Annotated in this window: 17 protein-coding genes and 1 riboswitch; of the genes, 5 read left to right on the top strand and 12 right to left on the bottom strand. The window is 71.7% G+C overall.

Translation table 11 applies throughout. The features are described 5' to 3' along the window. Positions 1 to 69: 69 nt before the first annotated feature. On the bottom strand, positions 70 to 1206 hold the full coding sequence (locus KGA66_RS01575; protein WP_211463655.1) for a DUF5691 domain-containing protein: 1137 nt from the start codon (positions 1204 to 1206) through the stop codon (positions 70 to 72). Between the two features lie 35 nt (positions 1207 to 1241). After that, complete coding sequence (locus tag KGA66_RS01570; RefSeq protein ID WP_211463652.1) at positions 1242 to 2744, bottom strand: SWIM zinc finger family protein; 1503 nt, start codon at positions 2742 to 2744, stop codon at positions 1242 to 1244. 236 nt (positions 2745 to 2980) lie between these two features. Between KGA66_RS01570 and KGA66_RS01565 the strand changes: the two genes are divergently transcribed. Continuing rightward, a complete protein-coding gene (locus tag KGA66_RS01565) occupies positions 2981 to 4084 on the top strand; it encodes a hypothetical protein (protein ID WP_211463650.1) in 1104 nt (367 codons plus the stop codon). Positions 4085 to 4130: 46 nt separating this feature from the next. Further along, positions 4131 to 4619: a hypothetical protein gene (locus KGA66_RS01560; protein ID WP_211463648.1), complete on the top strand. Its 489-nt coding sequence runs from the start codon at positions 4131 to 4133 to the stop codon at positions 4617 to 4619. 39 nt (positions 4620 to 4658) lie between these two features. Here the strand turns inward: KGA66_RS01560 and icmB are convergent, their stop codons facing one another. Together icmB and pcrA are read right to left on the bottom strand one after the other, a co-directional pair. After that, positions 4659 to 5078 carry a coenzyme B12-dependent isobutyryl CoA mutase small subunit gene (icmB, locus tag KGA66_RS01555; protein WP_211463646.1) on the bottom strand — a complete coding sequence of 140 codons (420 nt, stop codon included), beginning with the start codon at positions 5076 to 5078 and terminating at the stop codon, positions 4659 to 4661. A 262-nt stretch (positions 5079 to 5340) separates the two neighbouring features. Then, a complete protein-coding gene (pcrA, locus tag KGA66_RS01550; protein WP_211463644.1) occupies positions 5341 to 7920 on the bottom strand; it encodes a DNA helicase PcrA in 2580 nt (859 codons plus the stop codon). Between the two features lie 651 nt (positions 7921 to 8571). Next, positions 8572 to 8737, top strand: a riboswitch (cyclic di-AMP (ydaO/yuaA leader). Positions 8738 to 8740: 3 nt separating this feature from the next. Here pcrA and KGA66_RS01545 point away from each other — a divergent pair. After that, the gene (locus KGA66_RS01545; protein ID WP_211463642.1) at positions 8741 to 9778 is read left to right on the top strand and encodes a C40 family peptidase; all 1038 of its coding nucleotides are present in this window, start codon (positions 8741 to 8743) and stop codon (positions 9776 to 9778) included. Between the two features lie 207 nt (positions 9779 to 9985). Here KGA66_RS01545 and KGA66_RS01540 read toward each other — a convergent pair whose 3' ends face one another. From KGA66_RS01540 to KGA66_RS01530, 3 genes are all read right to left on the bottom strand, one after another. Continuing rightward, the gene (locus KGA66_RS01540; RefSeq protein WP_211463640.1) at positions 9986 to 13891 is read right to left on the bottom strand and encodes an ABC transporter ATP-binding protein; all 3906 of its coding nucleotides are present in this window, start codon (positions 13889 to 13891) and stop codon (positions 9986 to 9988) included. 163 nt (positions 13892 to 14054) lie between these two features. Beyond that, positions 14055 to 14747, bottom strand: coding sequence for a response regulator (locus tag KGA66_RS01535; protein ID WP_312886682.1), 693 nt, complete (start codon positions 14745 to 14747; stop codon positions 14055 to 14057). After that, entirely contained in the window at positions 14740 to 15966 is a 1227-nt protein-coding gene (locus KGA66_RS01530) for an ATP-binding protein (RefSeq protein ID WP_211463638.1), read from the bottom strand. Before KGA66_RS01530 ends, KGA66_RS01535 begins: the two co-directional genes overlap by 8 nt. 145 nt (positions 15967 to 16111) lie before the next feature. Between KGA66_RS01530 and KGA66_RS01525 the strand changes: the two genes are divergently transcribed. Together KGA66_RS01525 and KGA66_RS01520 are read left to right on the top strand one after the other, a co-directional pair. Next, the gene (locus KGA66_RS01525) at positions 16112 to 17524 is read left to right on the top strand and encodes a PspC domain-containing protein (RefSeq protein ID WP_211463637.1); all 1413 of its coding nucleotides are present in this window, start codon (positions 16112 to 16114) and stop codon (positions 17522 to 17524) included. Beyond that, positions 17517 to 17957: a hypothetical protein gene (locus KGA66_RS01520; RefSeq protein ID WP_211463636.1), complete on the top strand. Its 441-nt coding sequence runs from the start codon at positions 17517 to 17519 to the stop codon at positions 17955 to 17957. Before KGA66_RS01525 ends, KGA66_RS01520 begins: the two co-directional genes overlap by 8 nt. Positions 17958 to 17976: 19 nt before the next feature. Here KGA66_RS01520 and KGA66_RS01515 read toward each other — a convergent pair whose 3' ends face one another. The 5 genes from KGA66_RS01515 to KGA66_RS01495 all read right to left on the bottom strand — a co-directional run bounded on the left by KGA66_RS01515 (position 17977) and on the right by KGA66_RS01495 (position 22487). Beyond that, positions 17977 to 19215, bottom strand: coding sequence for a hypothetical protein (locus KGA66_RS01515; protein ID WP_211463635.1), 1239 nt, complete (start codon positions 19213 to 19215; stop codon positions 17977 to 17979). 170 nt (positions 19216 to 19385) lie between these two features. Beyond that, positions 19386 to 20999: a glutamine-hydrolyzing GMP synthase gene (guaA, locus tag KGA66_RS01510; RefSeq protein ID WP_211463634.1), complete on the bottom strand. Its 1614-nt coding sequence runs from the start codon at positions 20997 to 20999 to the stop codon at positions 19386 to 19388. A 222-nt stretch (positions 21000 to 21221) separates the two neighbouring features. Continuing rightward, entirely contained in the window at positions 21222 to 21515 is a 294-nt protein-coding gene (locus KGA66_RS01505) for a chorismate mutase (protein ID WP_211463633.1), read from the bottom strand. 284 nt (positions 21516 to 21799) lie between these two features. Continuing rightward, complete coding sequence (locus KGA66_RS01500) at positions 21800 to 22099, bottom strand: WXG100 family type VII secretion target (RefSeq protein WP_211463632.1); 300 nt, start codon at positions 22097 to 22099, stop codon at positions 21800 to 21802. Positions 22100 to 22175: 76 nt separating this feature from the next. Next, entirely contained in the window at positions 22176 to 22487 is a 312-nt protein-coding gene (locus tag KGA66_RS01495; protein ID WP_281416316.1) for a WXG100 family type VII secretion target, read from the bottom strand. Between the last annotated feature and the right edge of the window lie 78 nt (positions 22488 to 22565).

Here is a 22565-nt window from a genome sequence, read left to right as displayed (position 1 = left end):
GGTTCCTGCCTGTCGTCACGGATGTGCGGGCGCGGTCGAGCGTGCGGGGCGGGGTATGTGCGGGCCCTGTTAAGAGAGGCGCAGTTCGGCGAGCATGTCGCGGCGGAAGTCCAGCAGCGCGAGCATGGCCGCGAAGTCGACCCGCGGCGCGGCGCCCTCCAGCGCCGCCGCCACGGCCTGGTCTGCGACCAGCCCGGCGACCCTGTCGCGCACGGTCAACGGGGCGTTGTCGGCGACGGCGGTCTGCACCTGCTCGGCGATCCAGTCCGACCACGCGGCCTTGGCGGCGCGCCCGCCGCGTTCGGCCAGCGCGTCGATCAGCAGCAGCGCGCCGTCGTGCGGCCAGGGCTCACCGCTGCGGGTCATCACGAAGTTGTGCAGGTCGCGCCCTACGCCACGGTTCGCGGCCAGCAGGCGGGCGACCTCGGCGGTGAAGTCGGGTGGCGGCGGCTTCGCGCTGCGCCGCTCCAGGCCGCCGGCCAGCAGCGTGGCCTCGTCGCGTACCTGTTTCGACGGGTCCTTGAGCAGGCCCTGCACGAAGGACACGTCGTCCGGGTCCGGGTATCGGGACACCAACGCCAGCAGCCCGAGCTTGACCGCAGCCCGCTGCGCGGCCCAGTCCTGCCGGATCAGCCGCCGGGCGGCCTGCGGGTCGCTGAGGTAGAGACCTGCGACATAGCAGACCCGGGCGTCCGGGTCGGCGCCCTGCCAGTCCTCCGGCCGGGCTTCCGCGCGGGCCTCACGCAGCAGGTACCGCCAGTTGCCGCTCGCCGCGGCGAGCCAGCGCCCGGGTTCGGCGAGCACCGCGGCGAGGTCGGCGCGGATCAGCATATTGGTTCGGCCGATGTCGAGCAGCGGCGGCAGGTAGGCCGCGGGCAGCCGGAACCCGGCGCGCCGCACGGCGGCGAGCCATTCCGGCAGGTACTTGGGATAGGAATCGAGGATGGTGCGTAGCCGGCGCGCGGCGGCTTGCGGTAACGCAGGCCGCGGATCAGGCGGAGCAGGTTGCGGCAGTGCGCCCTCGAAGCGCTCCGGCGGGCGGCCGACCCGCCTGGCGAGACCTGCCAGGGCGGCCCGGGCCAGCAGTTGCGCGGCGGGGTCGGCACCCGGTCCGGGGCCGGCGGCGGGCAGCGGGCGCCGGTCGGTTCCGACCAGAGCGGTGGAGACCAGGTGCGCCCAGTCGTCCATCACATCCGGCACAGTCACATCCGGCACAGTCGCCGCTGACACAGTCACGTCCGTCACAGGTTCGTCGCCTCGCCGTCACGCCACACGGAAACCGGCGTCAGTCCTGCGGGCCGGTAGAGGCCGAACAGCGGCGAGGGGTGGCCGCCGCCGCAGGCCAGCAGCGCGAGACCGATCTGCTCGGCGCGGTTGGGGTCGGTCCCGTCGCCGGTCTCCGGCAGCAGCGAGACGTGGCCGCCGCCCTTCGCGTCGGCGATCCGCCACGCCCCCGTCGCGTCGGCGGGAAGCGGTAGCGCACTGCCGAGCACGAAGGGTATGAAGCGCGTCCACGGATCGGCCGCGAGCGCCGCCGCGAAAGCCGCCGCGGCCTCGTCGAGCGTTCCGCCCTGCGGAGTCCAGGCGAGCCGGGTCGACGCGTCCCGCGGCGGGCAGTCCGGCGCGCCCTGCTGCTCGGCGGATCCGTCCTGATCGGGCAGCTGCGCTCCCTGCTCGATGACGACCGCGCGCAGCGGCGCCGCCTCCGGGGCGAAGGCCAGTTCCGCGTCCAGGACCTCTCCAGCGGACAGCGCCAGGTTCAGCGCCTGCCCGGGCGGGGCGAAGGCGAGCAGCATCGCGACGCGCCCGTCCGCCTCCCGTTGCAGCCAGACCCGCCGTTCCACCAGCTTGTCCGCGGTCGTGTCCCGGCATCCGAGCACGAGCCAACGCCCCGCGGCGCGCTCTCCCGACTGTGCGATCTGCGCGCTGCTCGGATTGAGTCCGATCCGGCGGCGCACGGTCGCGGCGAGCGCATCAGGCAGCGCGTCGCGGTTACGCCAACCCTGTACCAGCAGGTAGAGCAGCGAGAACTCGGCGAGGGTGCGTTCGGGCCAGTCCTGTGGCGCGTTGAGACAGGACGTCAGGTCGCGCACCCGGGCTGCCAGCCCCGGTGCCTGCGCGTCGACCAGCCGCCGGGCGAGCTCGTCGATCGGCCGGTACCCCGCCGCGCGCAACCCGGTCAACCCGGAGCGGACCTGGTCGCACAGCCATAACTCGAGCTCGTCGACTCCGGCGTCGATCCGCCGTATCCGCTGCTCGGCGCGGCGCTCGGCGGCCTGGGCCGCCTTGCGCGCGGCGGCGGGGTCCTCCAGCTCGGCCGCCTGTGCCTTCTGCGCGGCCGCGGCCTTGCGGGCCTCCCCGCGTTCCGCCCGCTCGCGGCGCGCGGCCAGCCAGTCCAGTACGCGCCGCGGCGGTTCGTCGGTCTCCGGGACCGCGCCGCCGGACCACAGCAGCAGCAGGCCGAGCGCATGCTTGCAGGGGAGCTTGCGCGAGGGGCACGAGCACGAGTACGAGGGCGGTGACTGGCCGCCCGGTAGCTCCACAGTGACCTGATACGGCTGGTTGTCGCTGCCCTTACAGTCCCCCCACACCAGCCCTGACTCGGCGCGCGCTCCCCAGCCGCTCCACGGCGTGGGCACGGCGAGCTTCGCGCCCGCACGCTGCGACGACGCGTCTGGCGCGAGGGCGTGCACCCGCTGCGCCGGCCAGCGCTGCGCCGCGGCGGGGTTGGTCGTTCCTGCCATGGCCGAGACATTATTCGATCGCGCCGACAGAGGGCGCCGGTCGCCTCTCGCCCCTTCGCTGACCCGTCACCCGTCACCCGTCGCCTCACGCCCGTCGCCCGTCGCCCGTCGCCCGTTGCCCGTCGCCCGTTGCCCGTTGCCCGTTGCCCGCGGCCAGGACACGTTCGGCCGGCTGCGGACAGATTAGGCCTGCCGGCGCGTCTTAGACTCGAAGTGCGACCTGCCGGGAGGGCGGCTTGGGACTCGAGATCGAATTCGACTACGACGACACCGAGGGCGGGCGGTGGTCTGCGCCGAGCGAGACGCAGCCGCTGCGCGCGCGGGTCGGCCGGCGCTGGAACGCGGGGCTCGCGGCCGGCAATCCGCTGTTCGTGCACCTCGGCATCGCGCTCGCGGCGCTGGTTCTGGGCGCGGCTTCCACGGCGGGTTTCACCCAGGGCCGGCAGGCGGCCCGCGACCGCGCGGCCACCGTCCTGCACCTGGCGCCGGTCGGTCCGTTCGTCATCGACTCGCCGCCCAGCCCGCCGACCGACGTGCGGCAACTGCTCGCCACGCCGTGGACGGACGCGGTCGACGAGCACGTGACGTTGCGTGTGGTCAACGACGGCCCCGACCCGGTCACGGTGCTGGGCGCGCAGGTGACCGCGTCGCAGTTCGCCCCCGCGACACTGCTGCCGGCCGCGCCCGGCGGCGCCACGGCGGCCACGACGACCACGACGACCGCGCCCGGGGGCGTCAGCGCGCTGGGAGGAGTGGCGCACTTCGTGTGCGGGGACTTTCCGTCGGTCGACCCGGTCGCCACGGTGGCCAGGCTCACGGTGCGCACCGCGGACGGCGGAACCCGTTCGCAGACCCTGATGATCGACCGGTTCAGCGACATCGAGGAACAGAGAGTGTGCCAGCGGATGCCCGAGCCGGGGGTCATCACCTCGTTCGGTCTGCTGCACTCCAAGACACGCGGCACGTACACGGTGCTCGTCGGCGTCACCAATCGCGCGCCGTTCCCGCTGCTGGTTTGGGTACCGGCGGACGCCGTCACGAGCTGGCGCTCCGATTCCGGTCTGGACGTGCGCGCCCCTGCGCCTGTGTCGATCCCGCCCCGTGGCTCGGCGAACATCGCGATCCCTGTCAGCGTGGTCTCGTGCGCTCTCGCGCTGGAGTCCGCTCAGGGGGGTTACGGATACGACTCGCTGGCGTTCGCCGACTTCCGAGACGGTCCTCACAACGCGAGGGTCCACCAGACCGAACAGGGGCTCGCGCTGGCCGCTCCGGACGAGATCGCGAAGTACTGCGGCCTGCCCGAACTGCCGGGGATCGGCGGTGGCGGCAGTGCAGGCTAGTACTGGTACCGATGGACCCGGCATTGACACGCTGTCCGGCCGCGCCATGCAGCACACCGGCATGATCGCGGCGATGGTAGCCGTCTTCGGCTTCGCCGTCGGCTCGTACGCCGCTTATCGCGTCATGGACAAGCCTGCCGCGCCGCCGATCCTGCTTCGCCAGGCGACCGAACCCGACCGCGCCACGACGTACAACGGCGTGCCCGTAACCGGCGGCGTGCTGGTGCTGTTGCGCAACGACGGCACTTCGCCGGTCAAAGTCATCGACGCGGCTTTCTCGCGTACGTCGGCCGCGCCTCCGTTGTACATCGCGCCGCAGTCGGTGCCGCCGGGCGGCGAGGTCAACGTGTACGTGCCGGTGCCCGGCAGGTGCTTCTCGTCCGGCACCTTCAACTCGTCTGCGAACGCGCCACCGGTCCGGATCACGGTCGGCGTGCAGCGCGGCGACGGATCGGTGCAGTTCGTGCCGGTCGAGGTCACCAGCGAACTGGCGCAGATCATGGCGGGTTGCGGTCCCACCGGTCACGGCGGCTGACGCGGGCGTGGCTGGCCGATGCAGGATCGGCGAGGGCGCTCAGGACGCGGTGGCGACCGCCGGGCCGAGTTGCGCCCGCACCCAGTCCACGATCGACTGGGTCGGCGTGCCCGGGGTGAAGACCGCGGACACCCCGGCTTCCAGCAGCGACCGGATGTCGGCCTCGGGGATGATCCCGCCGACGAAGACCTTGATGTCCGCGGCGTCGCGCTCGCGCAGCAGCTCGACGACCTTCGGGCACAGCGTCATGTGCGCGCCGGAGAGGATCGAGAGCCCGACGCCGTCCGCGTCTTCCTGGATCGCGGTCGCCACGATCTGCTCGGGCATCTGGTGCAGTCCGGTGTAGACGACCTCGATGCCCGCGTCGCGCAACGCCCGCGCGACTACCTTCGCACCGCGGTCGTGGCCGTCGAGCCCCGGCTTCGCGATGACCACGCGGATCGGTCCGGACTCGGTCATGGGCACTCCCTGCTGCGTCATCGCCGTGAGGATTGTCTTCCTCGAAGGGTAACGGAGGCGGCCGTCAGCCGCGTTGTGACGCACGCCACCCGACCGCGTCCGCGCCCGCGACGTGTCGAAGAGGGCACGTGACCATCAACGTTCTGGGTCGCGGGTGACGAGACCGGGCTGTCGATCAAGTTCGCCCCTTCCCCGGTTCGCCGTGCCTCCTGGGTGCCGCCACGGCGCAGTCGATGAACCGGATCGGCGAGCGGCGGGAGGCCTACAGCTTCTGCAGCGGCGCGAACGCGAGGACGAGCTTGCGCACGCCTGAGGAGCCGAAATCCACGGTCGCGTGCTCGCCGGAACGACCCTCGACCGCGACGACCGTACCGAGGCCGTACGTGTCGTGTACGACACGGTCGCCCGGCGCGACCGAGATCGGTTCGCGGTTGCCGGGGCCGGCCGACTTGAAGCCCCGGTCCCGCGACCGCTGCGCCGCCGCGGACAGCGACGGGGCGAGCGTGCCGAACGAGGTGGACTGCGGCTCGGGGGCGGCGCGCTGCCAGTCGATCAGCTTGTCGGGGACCTCGGAAAGGAAACGCGACTGCGGGTTGTACGAGGGCGAACCCCAAGCCGAGCGCATGGCCGCGAGGGTGAAGTACAGCCGCTGCCGGGCGCGGGTGATCCCCACGTAGGCCAGCCGGCGCTCCTCCTCCAGTTCCTTTGCGTTGCCGAGCGATCGGGTGTGCGGGAAGACGCCCTCCTCGAGCCCGGTGAGGAAGACCACCGGGAACTCCAGGCCCTTGGCCGTGTGCAGGGTCATCAGGGTGACCATGCCGCCGTCGCCGCGGTCCGGGATCTGATCGGCGTCCGCGACCAGCGCGACCCGCTCCAGGAAGCCGTCGACGCCGCCCTCCGGGTCGCTCTGCTCGTACTCGTGCGCGACCGCGACCAGTTCCTGGAGGTTCTCCGCCCGGCTCTCGTCCTGCGGGTCGGTGGACTGCTGCAAGTCGGCCACGTAGCCGGTGCGGTCGAGGATCGCCTCCAGCAGCGCCGCCGGGCCCGCGCCCTCGGCCAGCCGCTCGCGCAGCGCCGCCATCAGCGCCGCGAAGCCCTTGACCGCGTTCAGCGATCGCGCCGCCAGACCGTACGCCTCGTCTGCGCGGTCGATCGCCGCACCGAAGGAGATCCGCTCGCGCTGAGCCAGCGCGTCGAGCATCGCCTCCGCGCGCTCGCCGATTCCGCGCTTGGGTACGTTGACGACGCGGCGCAGCGATACCGAGTCGTCCGGGTTCGCCAAAGCGCGCAGGTACGCCAGCGCATCCTTGACCTCCTTGCGCTCGTAGAAGCGGACGCCACCGACCACCCGGTACGGCAGACCGACCCGGATGAACAGTTCCTCGAAGACCCGGGACTGGGCGTTGGTCCGATAGAAAACCGCCACATCGCCCGGTTTCGCAAGCCCCTCGTCGGTAAGCCGGTCCACTTCGTTGGCGACGAAGGCCGCCTCGTCGTGCTCGTTGTCGCCGACGTAGCCGGTGATCAGCGCGCCGCCGCCGGCGTCGGTCCACAGACTCTTGGCGCGCCGGCTCTTGTTGCGGTCGATCACCGCGTTGGCCGCGGCCAGGATCGTCTGGGTGGAGCGGTAGTTCTGCTCCAGCAGGATCGTCGTGGCGCTCGGATAGTCGGCCTCGAACTCCAGGATGTTGCGGATCGTCGCGCCGCGGAACGCGTAGATGGCCTGGTCCGCGTCGCCGACGACGCACAGCTCGGCCGGCGGTACCGCACCGTCCTCGCCGTCCTCGCCGTTCTCGCCGCCTCGCGCGCCGGAGCGGTGTTCGTCGGGCCCGGCGCCGACCAGGTCCCCGTCCACGGTGTACTTGGGCAGCTGGGACACCGCCCCGCCGACCAACTCGCGCACCAGCACGTACTGCGCGTGGTTGGTGTCCTGGTACTCGTCGACAAGAACGTGCCGGAACCGGCGCCGGTAGGACTCGGCGACCGCGGGGAAAGCCTGGAACAGGTTCACCGTGGTCATGATCAGGTCGTCGAAGTCCAGCGCCTTGGCCGCGATCAGCCGCTGCTGATAGTTCGCGTACACCCCGGCGATCAACCGCTCCTGCTCGGTGCGCGCCCGGTCCCGCGCGGACTCGTGGTCGACCAACTCGTTCTTGAGCGCGGAGACCTGCGCCAGCAGGCCCCGCGGCGGGTGCCGTTTGACGTCCAGCTCCAGGTCCCTGGCCACCGCGGTCATCAGCCGGCGCGAGTCGTCCGCGTCGTAGATGGTGAAGGACGAGGGCAGGCCGAGGTGGGTGTGCTCGCGGCGCAGGATGCGCACGCAGGCGGAGTGGAACGTGGACACCCACATGATCTTGGCTCGGGGGCCGACCAGGGCCGCCACGCGTTCCTTCATCTCGGCGGCGGCCTTGTTGGTGAACGTGATCGCCAGGATCTCGCCGGGGTGCACGCCGCGCTCGGCCAGCAGGTAGGCGATCCGGTGGGTCAGCACCCTGGTCTTACCGGAACCGGCGCCGGCGACGATGAGCAGGGGGCTGCCGCGGTGCACGACCGCGGCGCGCTGAGCCGGGTTGAGCCCGGCGAGCAGGGCCTCCGGGTCGAGACCGGCGCGGCGCGGCGCGGGCGCGAAGGTGCGCGCGGACTCGGCGCGCTCGTGCTCCTCGTCCTCGGGCGGCGGGGCGTGCCAGTCCTCGTCCGGCGGCGGCTCGCTCAGCCAGGGCTCGCGGTCGGGGAAGCCGGCGGAGGGAAGCGCGGGCAGCGCGGCCTCGGCCCGGGTGCGCACCGGCGGCGGCTTGGGCAGGTCGAAAAGGGGCGCTTCGTAGGAAGCCGAGGAACTGCTCATCGTGGGATCGAGTCTAGAACGCGGGGAGGACAGCGCGGACGGTCCCGGCGGGGCCGCGCGGCACACGGCGGTGTCGGCGGGCCGCGGTATCCACCTCGCGGACCGTCAGGTGCGGGAATGAAAGCAGCCGGCAACACGTTGCGATCGACGGGCCGTGACACTGCGGTGCCGTATCGGCGACGGACGCGGCCATCGAAGGCAATGCACTAACAACACGGTCTGAAGCAGAGCGGTAACACAGCCGGACCACGAGGCGGGTCAGCATCCGCCGAAGGCGCGCGGCACGCCCGGGGGCAGCCCCGTTTTTATCGACGGATCGTCGGGAAAATAACCGGTTGACGAGCCGTTCGCCGCGGCGTCGGCGTGCAGGGGGTTTGACGCCGAAACCCAGCGGGCAAAAGGGACTTTCGGGTGCACAGCAGGAGGCCGCGACCGCCCGGGGGACGTCGTCGCGCCGGCGTCGCGCAAGGGTCCGCAGGGCAAAGACGAAACAAAATCCGCAGCCCCGAAGCCACCATCCGGGCCGCATCTCGCTAAGGTTACGGCCCAGAAGTCAGCGAGCCTGCCGGTCCCCCGCACCGGCCGCCGGCTTCCGCGCCGAGTCCCGAGCGTTCGTCAGTATCGCGGTACGCGCCCTCTCCCCAGTGGGCCGCACTTCAACCGACGGCGTCGAAGGAGCCGGGGACCCATCAGTCCCCCGGGGTGAATCGCCGCGCCAGTCGCACCGGCAGACGCCGGCCGCGTCGGGCGGGGTGTAGGGCGACTTCTTCCAGCCCGAACCCGTCAGCTAACCCGGTAGGCGCCGTCGGAAGAAGGAGCTATGGCGTCCCATCGCGCCCCGAAGGTAACCGGTAGGGCAACCGCAGCCGCCGCGACAGTGGTCGGTGTCACCGCCGGAACGGTCGCGTTGCTTCCGGGCACCAGCCAGGCGTCGCCCACGCCGAGCCTGAGCCAGGTCAAGGCCGAGGTTCAGCAGCTCAACAACCAGGCCGAGCAGAAGACCAACGCGTACGACGCCGCCCAGGAACAGTACGCGCAGCTCCAGAAGAAGATCGACGGCCTCCAGGCCCAGATCACCCAGGAGCAGTCGGCGCTCGACACGCTCGAAAGCACGATGGGCCTCCAGGCCGCGGCGCAGTACCGCAACGGGGGCATCTCCCCGACACTGCAGCTGGCGCTCAACGCCAGCCCCGAGAAGTACCTGAGCCAGGCCGGCATCGCGAGCCAGCAGGCCGACCAGGAGGCCGTGTTGATGCGGTCGATCACCCAGGAGAAAGCCCAGCTGCTCCAGGACAAGAAGAACGAGGCGAACGCCCTCCAGCAGCAGCAGGCGGTGCTCGACCAGGCCAAGGCCGCCAAGACCGCCGTGGACGCGAAGCTCGCCGAGCGCAAGGCTCTGATGAGCACGCTGACCGCCCAGCAGCAACAGCAGGTCAACAGCGCGGGCGGCACCACCACCTACACCGGTGCGCTGCCCGCGACCTCCGGCCGGGCCGCCATGGCCGTGGAGTACGCGAAGTCAAAGCTCGGCGACTCCTACGTCTACGGCGCGACCGGCCCGAGCTACTTCGACTGCTCCGGGCTCACCATGGCGGCCTGGGCGTACGCCGGGGTGTCCATACCCCGTACGTCCGAGGAGCAGTTCGCGGGCCTGTCCCAGTTCTACAGCGCTTCGCAGCTCCAGCCCGGTGACCTGATCTTCTTCGAGGGAAACCCGCCCGGACACGTCGCCATATACGTCGGCAACGGCATGTACATCCACGCACCGCACACGGGCACCGTCGTGCAGTACGGCTCGCTGGACCCCAGCTCCCCGTACTACGGCTACATGTCCGTCACCGGTTACGCCCGGGTCTGATCGCAGTCGGCCGCAAGGCCCTGGACAACTCCACCGAAACGGGCAGCACCGGTCGGTCCCTCCCCTCCCCCGAGCCGGCCGGTCATCCGCCCATCGCGCCCGGACCGCCGAACCGCCGCAACCCACCCACGACCGCGGCATCCTCCCGGCGGTCCGGGCGCGCACTTTTCGCGCACGCAGCCGCGACGCTCCGCGTCAGCTTCCCTCTCAGACCTCCGCCGACGCCTCCGCGAAGGCGGCCCACAGCCGGGCGTACACGCCGCCGACGGCGAGTAGTTCGCCGTGCGTACCGTCCTCGACGACACGGCCCTCATCCAGCACCAGGATCCGGTCCGCGCGGGCCGCCGTGGTCAGCCGGTGCGCCACGACGAGGGTGGTGCGCGCACGGGCCACCTCGTCCATGGCCCGAGTCACGGCGGCCTCGGTCCCGAGGTCGAGCGCGGCGGTCGCCTCGTCCAGCAGCAGAATGTCGGGATCCACCAGGTAGGCGCGAGCCAGCGCGAGCAACTGACGCTGACCGGCGGACAGGTTGCGGCCGCGCTCCCCGACCTGGTGGAGGTAGCCGCCGTGCAGCCGGGCCACCAGGTCGTGCGCGCCGACGGCGCGAGCGGCGGCCTCGACCTGCGCGTCGGTCGCGTCGGGGCGGCCGTAGGCGATCGCGTCGCGGACCGTGCCGGGGAACAGATAAGCCTCCTGCGGTACCACGCCGAGCCGCGAGCGGTAACCGGACAGGTCGTACTCGCGCAGGTCCACGCCGTCCACGCGGACCGCTCCGGAGGCCGGGTCGTAGTAGCGGGCCACCAGCTTGACGAGCGTGGACTTCCCGGCGCCGGTCTCGCCGACCAGCGCGACGGTCGTGCCCGGTTCGATCAGGACGCTCACCCCGCGCAGCGCCTCCGGCGCGTCCGGCGAGTAGGCGAAGCGCACGTCCCGGAACTCGATCCGCCCGGACAGCCCGGTTTCCGGGACCGGCCGCGGTTCGGCGGCCTCCGGCGTGGCGGTGGGCGTGCGCATCAGATCACGGATACGGCGCAGACCGACGTTCGCCTGCTGATAGCCGTCGAAGACCTGGGAGAGCTGCTGCACGGGCGAGAAGATCATGTCGACGTACAGCAGGTAGGCGATCAGCGCGCCAGCGGTCAGCGTGCCCTGCCCGATCCGGTGCGCGCCGTACACGAGCGCGAGCGCTCCGGCGAGGTCCGCGAGGAACTGGACGAACGGGAAGTACGTGGCGATGTACTTCTGCGCGCGGGTGCGCGATTCCCGGTACGCGTCGGCCTTCCCGGCGAAGCGGTCGCGGTTGACGCCCTCGCGGCGGAACGCCTGCGTCACGCGCATGCCGGCCACGTTCTCCTGCAGATCCGCGTTCACCGCGCTGATCCGCTCGCGGGCCTCGGTGTACGCGCGCGAGGACTTCCTGCGGAACACCAGCGTCGCGGCCACCAGAATCGGCAGCACGGCGTAGACGACCAGCGCCATGCGCCAGTCCAGCACCAGCAGCGCGGCGGCGATCCCGAAGAACGTCAGCACCGAGACCACCGCGGTGGACACGCCGTTCTGCAGGAACGAGGCGAGCGCGTCGATGTCCGTCGTCATCCGGGTCATGATCCGCCCGCCCATCTCCTTCTCGTAGTAGTCCAGACCGAGACGCTGGAGGTGCGAGAAGGACTTGATCCGCAGCAGGTAGAGCAGGCGCTCGCCGGTACGGCCGGTGACCCGGGTCTGTATGGACTCGACGATCCAGTCGCCGATCACCAGCAGCAGGCCGAACATCACCATGGTCGTGATCACGTGGTAGGCCGCGCCCTGGATGCCTTGGTCCACCGCGGTGCGGATCAGCGCCGGGACCAGCAGCGAGGCGAGCGCGTCGGCGGCTTCGAGCAGCAGGCCGAGGGCGAGCAGCCAGGCGAAGGGCCGCAGCAGGCGGCGCAGCGAGAACGCGGGGTCCTCGGCGTGTACGAGCGCTGCGTCGAGTTCGGGCTTGTCGTGCACGGGCGGCAGCGCGGCGACCTTCGCGAGCAGGTCGGGCGTCGCGGGCATCGCGGCCATCAGCCTGCCCGGGCCCGCCCGTCCGCCGCCGTCCGCCCGCTTCGTGTAGTAGGGGGAGTACGGGTCGCCGCCACCGTACTTCGCGCGGTCCCAGAGCCGCGCGGTGATGCCGTCGACACGACCGTCCTGCGCCGCAGCGCCGTTGACCGCAGCGCCGTTGACCGCAGCGCCGTGAACCACAGTCCCGTTCAGCGCCGAGCCGTTGACAGCGGCGGTGTTCGTCGCCGAACCGTTCGTGCCCTCCTTCACCTCGGTGCCGTCGGGAGGCGCCACGGCGCTCAGTTCGCCCGCGTCCACGCCCTCGGCGTCTTCGCCCGGTCCGGAGAGCAGGAGCCGGTACAGCGGGCAGCGCCCTTCCAGCTGCGCGGCGGTGCCGATGTCCACGACGCGGCCGCGGTCGAGCACCGCGATCCGGTCCGCCAGCTGGAGGGTCGAGCGCCGGTGCGCGACCAGCACCGTGGTGCGCCCGGCCATCACACGGCGCAGCGTCGCGTGGATCTCCGCCTCGGTGGCCGCGTCGATCGCCGAGGTCGCGTCGTCCAGCAACAGGATGCGGGGATCGGTGAGCAGGGCCCGGGCGAGGGCCACGCGCTGGCGCTGGCCGCCGGAGAGGGTCAGGCCCTGCTCGCCGACGACCGTGTCATAACCCCGCGGAAGCTGTTCGATGAACCGGTCCGCCTCGGCCGCCCGCGCGGCGGCACGGATCTGCTCGTCCGTCGCGTCCGGCCGGCCGTAGGCGATGTTCGCGCGGACCGACTCGGAGAACAGGAAAGCGTCCTCCATCACCAGGCCGATCGCGGCGCGCACCGAGTCCGTCGTCACCTCGCGCACATCGTGCCCGCCGATGCGCACCGCGCCGGACTGCGGGTCGTAGAAGCGCGGCAGCAGCATCGCGACCGTGGACTTGCCCGAGCCCGCCGTGCCGACCAGCGCCAGCGTCTCACCCGGCCGCACCTCCAGTGTCAGGCCCCGCAGGACGGGACGAGACGGCACGTAGCCGAAGGTCACGTCCTCGAACGCGACGCCCTCGACGTCCGCCGGCAGGGCCGGCGCCGCGGGCAGGTCGGTGATCTGCGGCCTGGAGTCGATGACCTCGAAGACGCGCACCGCGCTGGCCCGCACCTGCTGGCCGAAGGTCAGCAGCGTCGAGAGGGCGCGCACCGGGCCGCCGAACTGGGCCAGGTAGGCGGAGAAGGCCAGGAAGGTGCCGAGGGTGATGTCCCCGCGCAGCGCCAGCCAGCCGCCGAACGCGAGCACACCGAGCTGCCCGAGCGTGGGGATGGCGCTGAGCGTCGGGTTGTACTTCGCGGTCAGCCGCACCGTGCGCAGCCGCGAGGCGAACAGGGCCTCGGCGGCGCCCTCCAGCTTGCGCACCTCCTGGCGTTCCTGCCCGAAGCCCTTGACCACACGCACCCCGGTGACCGCGGACTCGACCACCCCGGCCAGCATCCCGCTCTTCTGTTGCGCGTCCCAGCTCGCCGGGAAGAGCCGCTTGCGCGCGAGCGTGCTCACCACCGCCAGGCCGGGGCCGACCGCGAGCCCGATCAGGGTCAGCAGCGGGGAGAGCACCAGCATCGCGATCAGCGAGCTGACGAACAGCAGCAGCGTGCCGGCCAGCATCGGGGCCATGCCGAGCAGCTGCGTGACGATGTTGATGTCGGAGGAGGAGCGCGAGACGATCTGCCCGGTCTCCAGGTTGTCCTGGCCCTGCCCGTCGAGCTGGGTGAGCGCGCCGAACACGTCGGTGCGCAGGTCGTTCTGCACCTCGATGCCGATGCGGCCGCCGACATAACGGCGGGTGCGCGAGACGACCAGGTTGAGCACCGCGACCACGAGCAGGGCGATCGCCCACGGCAGCAGCGGCTGGGAGTGGCGCAGAATGACCTCGTCGATGACGGCGCGCTGGATCAGCGGTACGACGAGGTTGATGCCGGTGATCGACAACGACGCGATCAGTGCCGTGACGACCAGTCGCTTGTAGCGCCACGTGTAGCCGAGCAGCCTGCGTAGCCACTCGTCGCCGGCCTTACCGTCCGGTGTCGTTTCGGCGCTGGTCTGCGTCATCCGACCCCCTCGTCCTCAGACCCCCGTGCCACCGGTCGCCCGTGCCACCGGTCGCCCGTGTCACCGGACCGCGGTGTGCCCGACCCCGATTCTCGGGCCACTATATATGAGAAAGGCTCACTACTTTTCGGATCATTCCGGCCCGCCGAGCCTTCGCACCGTCTCAGACGAGCCGGCGGGCCGTCGCCCATCGGGACAGCTCGTGCCGGTTCGACAGCTGGAGCTTGCGCAGAACCGACGAGACGTGGCTCTCCACCGTCTTGACCGAGATGACCAGCTCGCGGGCGATCTCCTTGTAGGCGTAGCCGCGCGCGATCAGCCGCAGCACTTCGCGTTCGCGCGCGGTGAGCCGGTCCAGTTCCTCGTCCACCGGCGCGGCCGAACCGGAAAAGGCGTCCAGCACGAAGCCGGCCAGCCGCGGCGAGAACACCGCATCGCCGTCGGCGACCCGCCGCACGGCGTCGACCAGTTCGATCCCGGTGATCGACTTGGTGACGTAGCCGCGCGCGCCGCCCCGGATCACGCCGATCACGTCCTCGGCCGCGTCGGAGACGGACAGGGCCAGAAAGCGCACCTCCGGCGCCCTGGCCTGGCACTGCTTGAGCACCTCGACCCCGCCGCCGCCGGGAAGGTGCACGTCGAGAAGCACCACCTGCGGCCTTGTCGCCAGGATCACCGACACCGCTCGCGGCGCATCGTCCGCCTCGCCAACCACCTCGATCGCGGCGCCGGCGACCTGGTCCAGCTCCGCTCTCACCCCGGTGCGGAACAAGCGGTGGTCGTCCACCAACACCAGCCTGATCGGCTCCGCGCCCGACGCCGCGTCGTCCACCCGCGCCCCCACCTGCTCAGTCACAGCGCCACTCTATGCGTACTTCGGTACCCTCTCCGGGCGCCGTGCGAATGCTCGCGCTCCCACCGTGCCGCTTCATCCGGCCGACGATGGACTCGCGGATCCCCATTCGGTCCGCGGCAACGCGATCCAGGTCGAAACCGGGGCCGCGGTCACGCACGAAGACCTCGGCGCCGCGGATGCGCCCGCCCGCCGTCTCAGCTTCCGCATACACCGAGATCGCGGCGCCCTTGGCGTACTTCGCGGCGTTGACCGCCGCCTCGCGCGCCGCGGCCACACAGGCGTGCAGCCGGTCGTCGAGCGGCGCGTCGCCGACCGTCACCAGCTCGATCTGGATCCCGTGCAGGTCCTCCACCTCGGCGAGGGCCGCCTTGACCGCCTGCACGAAGGTCCGCGGCGCCGCCTCGTCGCCGACGCGGGGCCGCGGCCCGCCTTCGTAGAGCCAGGCCCGCAGTTCGCGCTCCTGGGCCCGGGCCAGCCTGGCCACCTCGGTCGAGTCACCACTGCTGCGCTGTATGAGCGTCAGCGTGTGCAGCACGGAGTCATGCATGAGCGCGGCGACCTCGGTGCGTTCCTGCGAGCGGATTCGCTCGGCACGCTCCGCCGACAGGTCCCGGAAGACCCGCAACAGGAACGGCATCGCGATCAGCACGACGCCGATCACCAACGCGAACGCGGCCATCAGCACCCGCCCGGCGTGCTGCCACGGCTGGCCCCCGGACGTCATCATCGTGATGCCGCCGAGCACCACGAGCGCCCCCACGCCGCTGCGCACCAGCATGGCGAGCCTGGGCCGCCGCCTGCCGGTCGAGAACCAGCGGGCGCGCTGCTCGTCGTCGGCTTGGCGCCACAGCACCCCGAGCCCGGCCACCACCGCGGCCACCGGCAGGATGACGTTCCACTTGCCGGGCGGACCCGCCGCCCCCATCCCGGCCACGATGACCGCCTCGGCCGCGACCATGATCGCCAGCGTGGCACGGGCTCCGGGGCGCGGCTCGGCGCGATCCGCCGGCGGTACCCGGCCGAGCGGCACGAACAGCCAGAACGCCGCGTAAGCGACCAGCCCGGCACCGTCGATCAGGGCCAGCAGGACGAACGCGAGGCGCAGCAGCCAGACGTCGACGCCGAGATGCAGCGAGAGCCCGCTCGCGATCCCGCCGATCAGCCGCCGCTGCGACGACCGGTAAAGGCGGCGGGTGCCCTCAGGCAGCGGCGGCGTCACAACGGCATCACGTCAGCCATGCTCACACGGTCAGGAGCTGCTGTGCATCGGGGATGACCCGGAGCCGCACTCAGGGCACGATTCCGGGTCGAATCCTGGCCGCGCCCGATGCGGCGAACCGCTCGGCCCGGGCAGTGTTTACCCCATGAGCGATGAGCAGAGCTCGGGAATCGGCGGCGGCGACAGCGGCGGCGACCGCGACCACGACAGCGACGCCTGGAGCGCAGGAGCGGTACCGGGTCCGGGGCCTGATCCGGCGGCGGGCACGCGGGCCGGCGGACAGGCGGAGGCGTCCGCGGGACCGGGACCGGGGCAGGGGCCGGACCCGCTTCGCGCGCCGCTGCGGCGGGACCGGCGTTCCAGGATGATCGCGGGGGTCTGCGGGGGCCTCGGGCGCCACCTGGACGTCGACCCGATCGTCTTTCGCATCCTGTTCGCCGTGCTGACCTTCTTCGGCGGTTTCGGACTGCTGGCCTACGCGACCGCGTGGCTGTTCGTCCCCTGCGACGGGGAGGACGAATCCGAGGCGCACCGGCTGCTGACGGGCCGTAGCGCGCTCGGCGCGGTGGCGGTGGCGGTCCTGATGGCGCTGGGCTTCATGGCGGCGCTGACGACGCTGAGCCGGGGCTTCGACCATGCGGTACCGCTACTCGTGATCGCCTCGGTGATCGTCCTCGTGCTCGTCTGGCGTGGCGACGCCAGCCGCGGGGCGCGGGCCGGTACGGCTCAGTACGCCGGTCCCGGACGGCAGGGGGCCGCGGCGCCGCGGCCGTGGTGGCAGCGCCCGGTGGCGGCCCAGGCAGCCCCGGACCTCCAGGCACCGGGCCTTCAGGCGCCCGGCCCCGTCGGTCGGGAAGCCGGGGCCGCGGATGCGGGAGCGAGGACGACGAGCGCGGGCACCTTGCCCGCCTACGACCCTTCCCTCCTCTCCGGCCGAGAACCCGCCGGCGAACCGAGACAGCGCCGGCTCAGCGGCCTGGCGCTCTCCGCGGCGCTGCTGCTCCTCGGCCTGCTCGGGGTGCTGGGGAAAGCAGGCGTCTTCCACATCGGGGTGACCTCCGGGGTGGCGGTCGCGGTCATGGCGGTGGGCGCGGGCATGGTCGTCGGGGGCCTGTTCGGGCGGGCCAGAGCGCTGATTCCGCTCGGACTGGTGCTCGCGGTGCCGCTGATCCTGGCCAATGCCGTCGGCATGCCGCTGCGCGGCGAGACCGGGCACGTGTTCTGGACGCCGGTATCCGCGGCCGCCCTCGCGTCACCGTACGACGCGGCGGTAGGTCACGGCGAGCTGGACCTGTCCGCGATCGACCCGCGCGGCGGCGCCGTGCACGTCAGGGCTTACGTCGGCGTCGGCCAGCTGAGGGTCACGGTGCCCGACGACGTGGCGGTCGAGATCACCGCGCACGTCGGCGCCGGCCACATCCTCTTCCCCGACGACTCCGAGCACAACGGGATCGACCTGACCGACGGCTTCGCCGAACCGGCCTTAGCCGGCTCCCACGGAACCATCGTGCTGGACATCAAGGTGGGCATGGGATCTTTGGAGGTGGACCGTGCCTGACGAACCGCGCGAAACCCCGGCGGCCGGCCGGGCGGCCGAGCGGCCGGATTCCGGCCCGAACTCAGAGGCCGAACACCTGACCCTCCGCGAGCCGTTCACCGCGACCGGCGAGACGTTCGCGGTCCCGGTACCCGACTATCCGACCCTCCAGGAGGCGACCGTGGCGAGCGGCCCCGAGCATCCGCGCGCATCCGCGCGGCAGCGCCCCAAGCCGTCGACGCGCGGCGCGGCCGACCCGGTGTCGATCGGTGTCGGTCTGGTGTTCTTCCTGCTCGGCGGCGCGTACCTACTCGCGTCGGGCGGCCACCTTACCGTCAACGCGGGCTGGACGGGCTCGTTCCTGCTGCTCGGCCTCGGCCTGTCCGGGGTGGTCGGAGCGTTCGTGCGAGCCCGCCGCGAGAGCCACACCCGGTCGAGCCGCGGCGACCGGTAGGACGCCGGCGCGGGACGTATCAGACCTCGTCGGCGAGGATGTCCAGCGGGTAGTCGTCGGTCTCCAGGCCCGCGGCCGTCACCACGCGCACCGTCCACGGGCCGGGTTCGGCCTCGTACGGAATCGGGACGGTGACACTCGTGTCGGTCGGGTTGGCGAACCCGCCGTCCTGATCCGGAACCAGCGGGACGTGGATGTGCACCGGGCCGAGCTTGACCACGATCCGGGAGAGCTGGTCCGGGGCGCGGGCCGCCGCGGGGACGAAGCCCAGGCCGCGGATCTCGATCTCGTCGCCCTGGCGGATCGGGCCGTCCGGCTCGCCCGGTGTGCGAACCCTGACGACCGAGACCAGGACCGGCTTGCGCACCTCGGTCAGCTTCACGCCCAGATACAGCGCCGCCGCGCCGAGCGCGATCACGGTGACCGCGTCGGGCAGCCGCGGCAGCTGGTACGGGTTCTTCGCCAGGCCGACCACGAGGAACAGCACCCCGACCAGGTTCACCGGCAGCCACACCGCCGCGGCCAGCGAGCCCAGGCCGCTCTCCTCGACCAGCAGGTCGCGCAGTTGCGAGCGCTGGCCCGGCAGGTAGGGCGCCGCCCTGCGGCGCATGCGCGCCGCGCTGACCGCGCCGCTGACCACGGCCACGAACACCGGCGCGGCCAGCAGCGCCAGGTACTCCCAGTGCGGATGCGAGATCGCCGCGGCGACCTGCGCCCGGTCCGCCGCCGAACCCGCGGCTATGTCCTCGATTCCGAAGTAGACGAACGCGGTGGCCAGGCTGGACGCCCACAGCACGCCCAGGGTGCGCGGCAGCGAGAGCCGCCCGTCCACACCCACCAGGAAGCACAGCACGCCGCCGATGTCGCCGTGCACCAGGCTGAACAGCGTGAACAGCGCCGCGAAGGCGAGGAAGGCCAGCGGCGTGGCCGTGCGCGGCAGGGTCCAGCCCGCCGAGAGCGGCAGCGTGGCCAGATCGAGCACCAGCACGGCGGCCAGCAGCCACCAGGCACCCCGTTGCGCCTGCCGGCCGACCAGCGCGATCCAGGCGGCGTTCTCCCGGCGCGAGACCGCGGCCAGCCGTCCGGCCCGCCGGGTCAGCTCGTCGGAGACCCACTGCTTCGCGCCGGACTCGGAGTGCGCCAGCGCGGCGGGCACGCCTTCCCCGCGGGCGAACTCCAGACAGCGGTCGGCGAACTGCGCGAGTTCGAGGTCGTAGTCCCGCCGGACCGAGCAGTGGCAATCCGGTCCGTGGGCCACGCCCGCCCCCTCCCTGGCAACGCGATGATGATTCTTCGTACGTTCGCGATCGAGCAGCAGGATCGGAGCGTACACCGGTGAGGGCGCGCCCCGGGCGGGTACAGCGGACCGCGGCGCAATCCGTTACGGGAAAACGACACCGCGAGCCGGGGCGGCCCGGCCTTCGCGGCTCACTCCCACTCGATGGTGCCCGGCGGCTTCGAAGTCACGTCCAGCGCGACCCGGTTGATGTCGCGCACCTCGTTCGTTATCCGCGTGGAGATCCGCGCCAGCACGTCGTACGGCAGCCGGGTCCAGTCCGCGGTCATCGCGTCCTCGGAGGAAACCGGGCGCAGCACGATCGGGTGGCCGTAGGTGCGCCCGTCTCCCTGCACGCCCACCGAGCGCACCTCCGCGAGCAGCACCACAGGGCACTGCCAGATGTCCCGGTCGAGCCCGGCGCGGGTCAGCTCCTCGCGGGCGATCGCGTCCGCCTCGCGCAGCAGGTCCAGCCGCTGCTCGGTGACCTCGCCGACGATGCGGATGCCCAGGCCCGGCCCGGGGAAGGGCTGGCGCCAGACTATCTCCGCGGGCAGGCCCAGTTCCTCGCCGACCCGGCGCACCTCGTCCTTGAACAGCTTGCGCAGCGGTTCGACGAGCTCGAATTCGAGGTCGTCGGGCAGGCCGCCGACGTTGTGGTGCGACTTGATGTTCGCGGTGCCCGCGCCGCCGCCGGACTCCACCACGTCCGGGTAGAGCGTGCCCTGCACGAGGCACCAGTCGGAGAACGAAGCGCTGTGCGCGGACGGCTCCTGGCGCTCGTCCTGCGCGGCCTGCTTCGCGGACTGCTCGACGATCTGCGCCTGCGCCTGCTCGAAGACCCGGATGAACTCCCGGCCGATGATCTTGCGCTTCTCCTCGGGGTCGCTCACCCCGGCCAGCGCGTCGAGGAAGCGCCGCCTGGCGTCGACCACCTTCAGCGCGACGCCGGTGGCCGCGACGAAGTCCTTCTCGACCTGCTCCGCCTCTCCCTTGCGCAGCAGCCCGTGGTCCACGAAAACGCAGGTGAGCCGGTTGCCGATGGCGCGTTGCACGAGGGCCGCGGCCACCGCGGAGTCCACGCCGCCGGACAGGCCGCAGATCGCGCGCCGCTCGCCGACCTGGGCGCGGATCGACGCGACGGCCTCGTCCACGATGTTGACCATGGTCCAGCTCGGCGTGATGCCGGCGCCGCGGTAAAGGAAGTTCTCCAGCACCTTCTGCCCGTACTCGGAGTGCATCACCTCGGGGTGGTACTGGACGCCGTACAACCGCAGTTCGTCGTCCTCGAAGGCGGCCACCGGCGTGCCGGGCGTGCTCGCGCTGACCCGGAAGCCCTCGGGCGCGGCGACCACCGAGTCGCCGTGCGACATCCAGACGGACTGCGCCGGCGCGGTGCCTGCGAAGAGGGTCGAGGCCGGCTCGCCGACCACCAGGTCGGTGCCGCCGTACTCGCTGGTGCCGGTCTTGTCGACCACGCCGCCGAGCGCGCGCGCCATGGCCTGGAAGCCGTAGCAGATGCCGAATGTGGGCACGCCCGCCCGGAACAGCTCCGCCCCCACGCTCGGGGCGCCCTCGGCGTACACGGAGGAGGGACCGCCGGAAAGGATGATCGCGGCCGGCCGTTTCGCCAGTATCTCGGCGACGGACAGATCGTGCGGCACGATTTCGCTGTAGACGCGCGCCTCGCGGACCCGGCGGGCGATCAGCTGGGCGTACTGGGCGCCGAAGTCGATGACGAGGACCAGCGGGGTGGTGGAGTCCATAGTGCGCACCAGTCTACGGGGCTCTTCGCGGCCGGCCGGAACCGCTGTAGCGGCGGCCGGCCGCGAAGAAGGAAGGGTACGCGGACGTCCGCCGACTGTCCCCTGCCGGCAGACACGCACCGAGACGAGGTCCCACAACCACGGTCCGGTCGTCGCTCGTTCTCGGCCGCGGCCGTTCGCCCCGGCCCATCCGCCCGGGACAACGACTGAACGGACGTCCGGTTACGCGCGTCCGCGGCCGAGTTCCAGCAACGCCATCGCGATCGCGATGCCCGGGCGGCCGAGCGCGGCGCTGTACCGGCCGATGATCTCGGTCTCCCGGCGCAGGTCGACCCGGCGGCCGCCGTCGGCGACGCGGGCCGCCTGGATCTGCCGCGAGGCCTCGACGCGGCTCAGCACCAGGGCGGTGATCTGCGCGTCCAGCGCGTCGATGCGTTCACGGCCGCAGTGCACTGCGTCATCGTCGGAGGTGACGACGGTAGGTGTGTCGGCGGTGGGCGTGTCGGCGGTGTTCATGGTCGGTCGGTCCTTCCTGCCGGGAAGGCGCCGGGAGCCGCGCGGTCCGACCTCGGACGCGACGGCGCCCCGGACCCTGCGGGGTCCGGGGCGCCGGATGAGGTCTCGCCGTGTTCGTCAGCGCGCGACCGCCTGGCCCACCGGACCTGCCGGAAAGCCATAGCCAAATCGCCGCGACCGAAGCACGCTCGGCACATTATCAGAACGCGATCAGAGTGCGCCGGTCTGTTCGATCCGCGGACGCGGACCGGAAAGACCGGGCACGATGCGCCTCGGGCTCGACCTCAGGCCCAGGCCTGGCTGTTGGCCTGCTCGGTCTGCGTGTAGGCGGTGTGCGTGTCCTCCAGCACCCGGCCGATGGTCTGCAGCACGTTGCCGAGGTCCGTCTGGGCCTGGTTCCACTGCTGCTGCTTCTGCTGGTACTGCTCGGCGGCCGAACCGGTCCACTCGGCCACCATCGGCTGCAGGAACTGGTGCAGGTCGTTCAGCTTCTGCTCAAGGCTCTGGTAGGTGCGCTGCACGTTCTGCGATGCCTCCGCGATGGTCGCGAAGGTCACCATCACGTGACCCTGATCGTAACCCATCTGCGCTACTCCCCTCGTACGTATGAAGACCCGCCCCGTGGCGGGATGAAGAACCCGCTGACCGTCCGCCGCCCGGTCAGCCGAGGCTACCGAGAATCTGGCTGATCTGCGAGGCGTTGGACTCTTCAGCCTGCGAGTAGGTCTTCGTCGTCGAGTCGAGCATGCCGGCGATTCCGTCCAGCGCCTGCGTCAGCTTGCTGGCGTCCTCCTGCCAACGCGCCATCAGCTGCTGGAAAGCACTGGCCGCACTGCCCTTCCAGGACGAGGCGACCGGCTCAAGGCTGCTCATCAGGGAGCGCAGTTCGGAGTTGATCTCCTCGCTGACCTGCTGCACCTGCTGAGCCGCCTTCTGCATCACCGCAGCGTCGGTTGTATAGGCTCCGGCCATCGTTCACCATCCCCGTCGAATCAGGAATTCTGCGTATAGGACAACTGTGAGGTTGTCAGATCCACCATTCCCGCGCTC

The sequence above is a fragment of the Actinocrinis puniceicyclus genome (genome assembly GCF_018283645.1).
GTDB classification, from domain to species: domain Bacteria; phylum Actinomycetota; class Actinomycetes; order Streptomycetales; family Catenulisporaceae; genus Actinocrinis; species Actinocrinis puniceicyclus.
This window is presented reverse-complemented; position numbering and strand designations above follow the sequence as displayed.

Bases quoted from the DNA above. Each gene is read 5' to 3' on its own strand.
- KGA66_RS01525 (WP_211463637.1), top strand. From the start codon at position 16,112: ATGAGCGATGAGCAGAGCTCGGGAATCGGCGGCGGCGACAGCGGCGGC.
- KGA66_RS01545 (WP_211463642.1), top strand. From the start codon at position 8,741: ATGGCGTCCCATCGCGCCCCGAAGGTAACCGGTAGGGCAACCGCAGCC.
- KGA66_RS01500 (WP_211463632.1), bottom strand. From the start codon at position 22,099: ATGGGTTACGATCAGGGTCACGTGATGGTGACCTTCGCGACCATCGCG.
- guaA (WP_211463634.1), bottom strand. From the start codon at position 20,999: ATGGACTCCACCACCCCGCTGGTCCTCGTCATCGACTTCGGCGCCCAG.
- KGA66_RS01560 (WP_211463648.1), top strand. From the start codon at position 4,131: ATGCAGCACACCGGCATGATCGCGGCGATGGTAGCCGTCTTCGGCTTC.
- KGA66_RS01495 (WP_281416316.1), bottom strand. From the start codon at position 22,487: ATGGCCGGAGCCTATACAACCGACGCTGCGGTGATGCAGAAGGCGGCT.
- icmB (WP_211463646.1), bottom strand. From the start codon at position 5,078: ATGACCGAGTCCGGACCGATCCGCGTGGTCATCGCGAAGCCGGGGCTC.
- KGA66_RS01570 (WP_211463652.1), bottom strand. From the start codon at position 2,744: ATGGCAGGAACGACCAACCCCGCCGCGGCGCAGCGCTGGCCGGCGCAG.
- pcrA (WP_211463644.1), bottom strand. From the start codon at position 7,920: ATGAGCAGTTCCTCGGCTTCCTACGAAGCGCCCCTTTTCGACCTGCCC.
- KGA66_RS01505 (WP_211463633.1), bottom strand. From the start codon at position 21,515: ATGAACACCGCCGACACGCCCACCGCCGACACACCTACCGTCGTCACC.
- KGA66_RS01540 (WP_211463640.1), bottom strand. From the start codon at position 13,891: ATGACGCAGACCAGCGCCGAAACGACACCGGACGGTAAGGCCGGCGAC.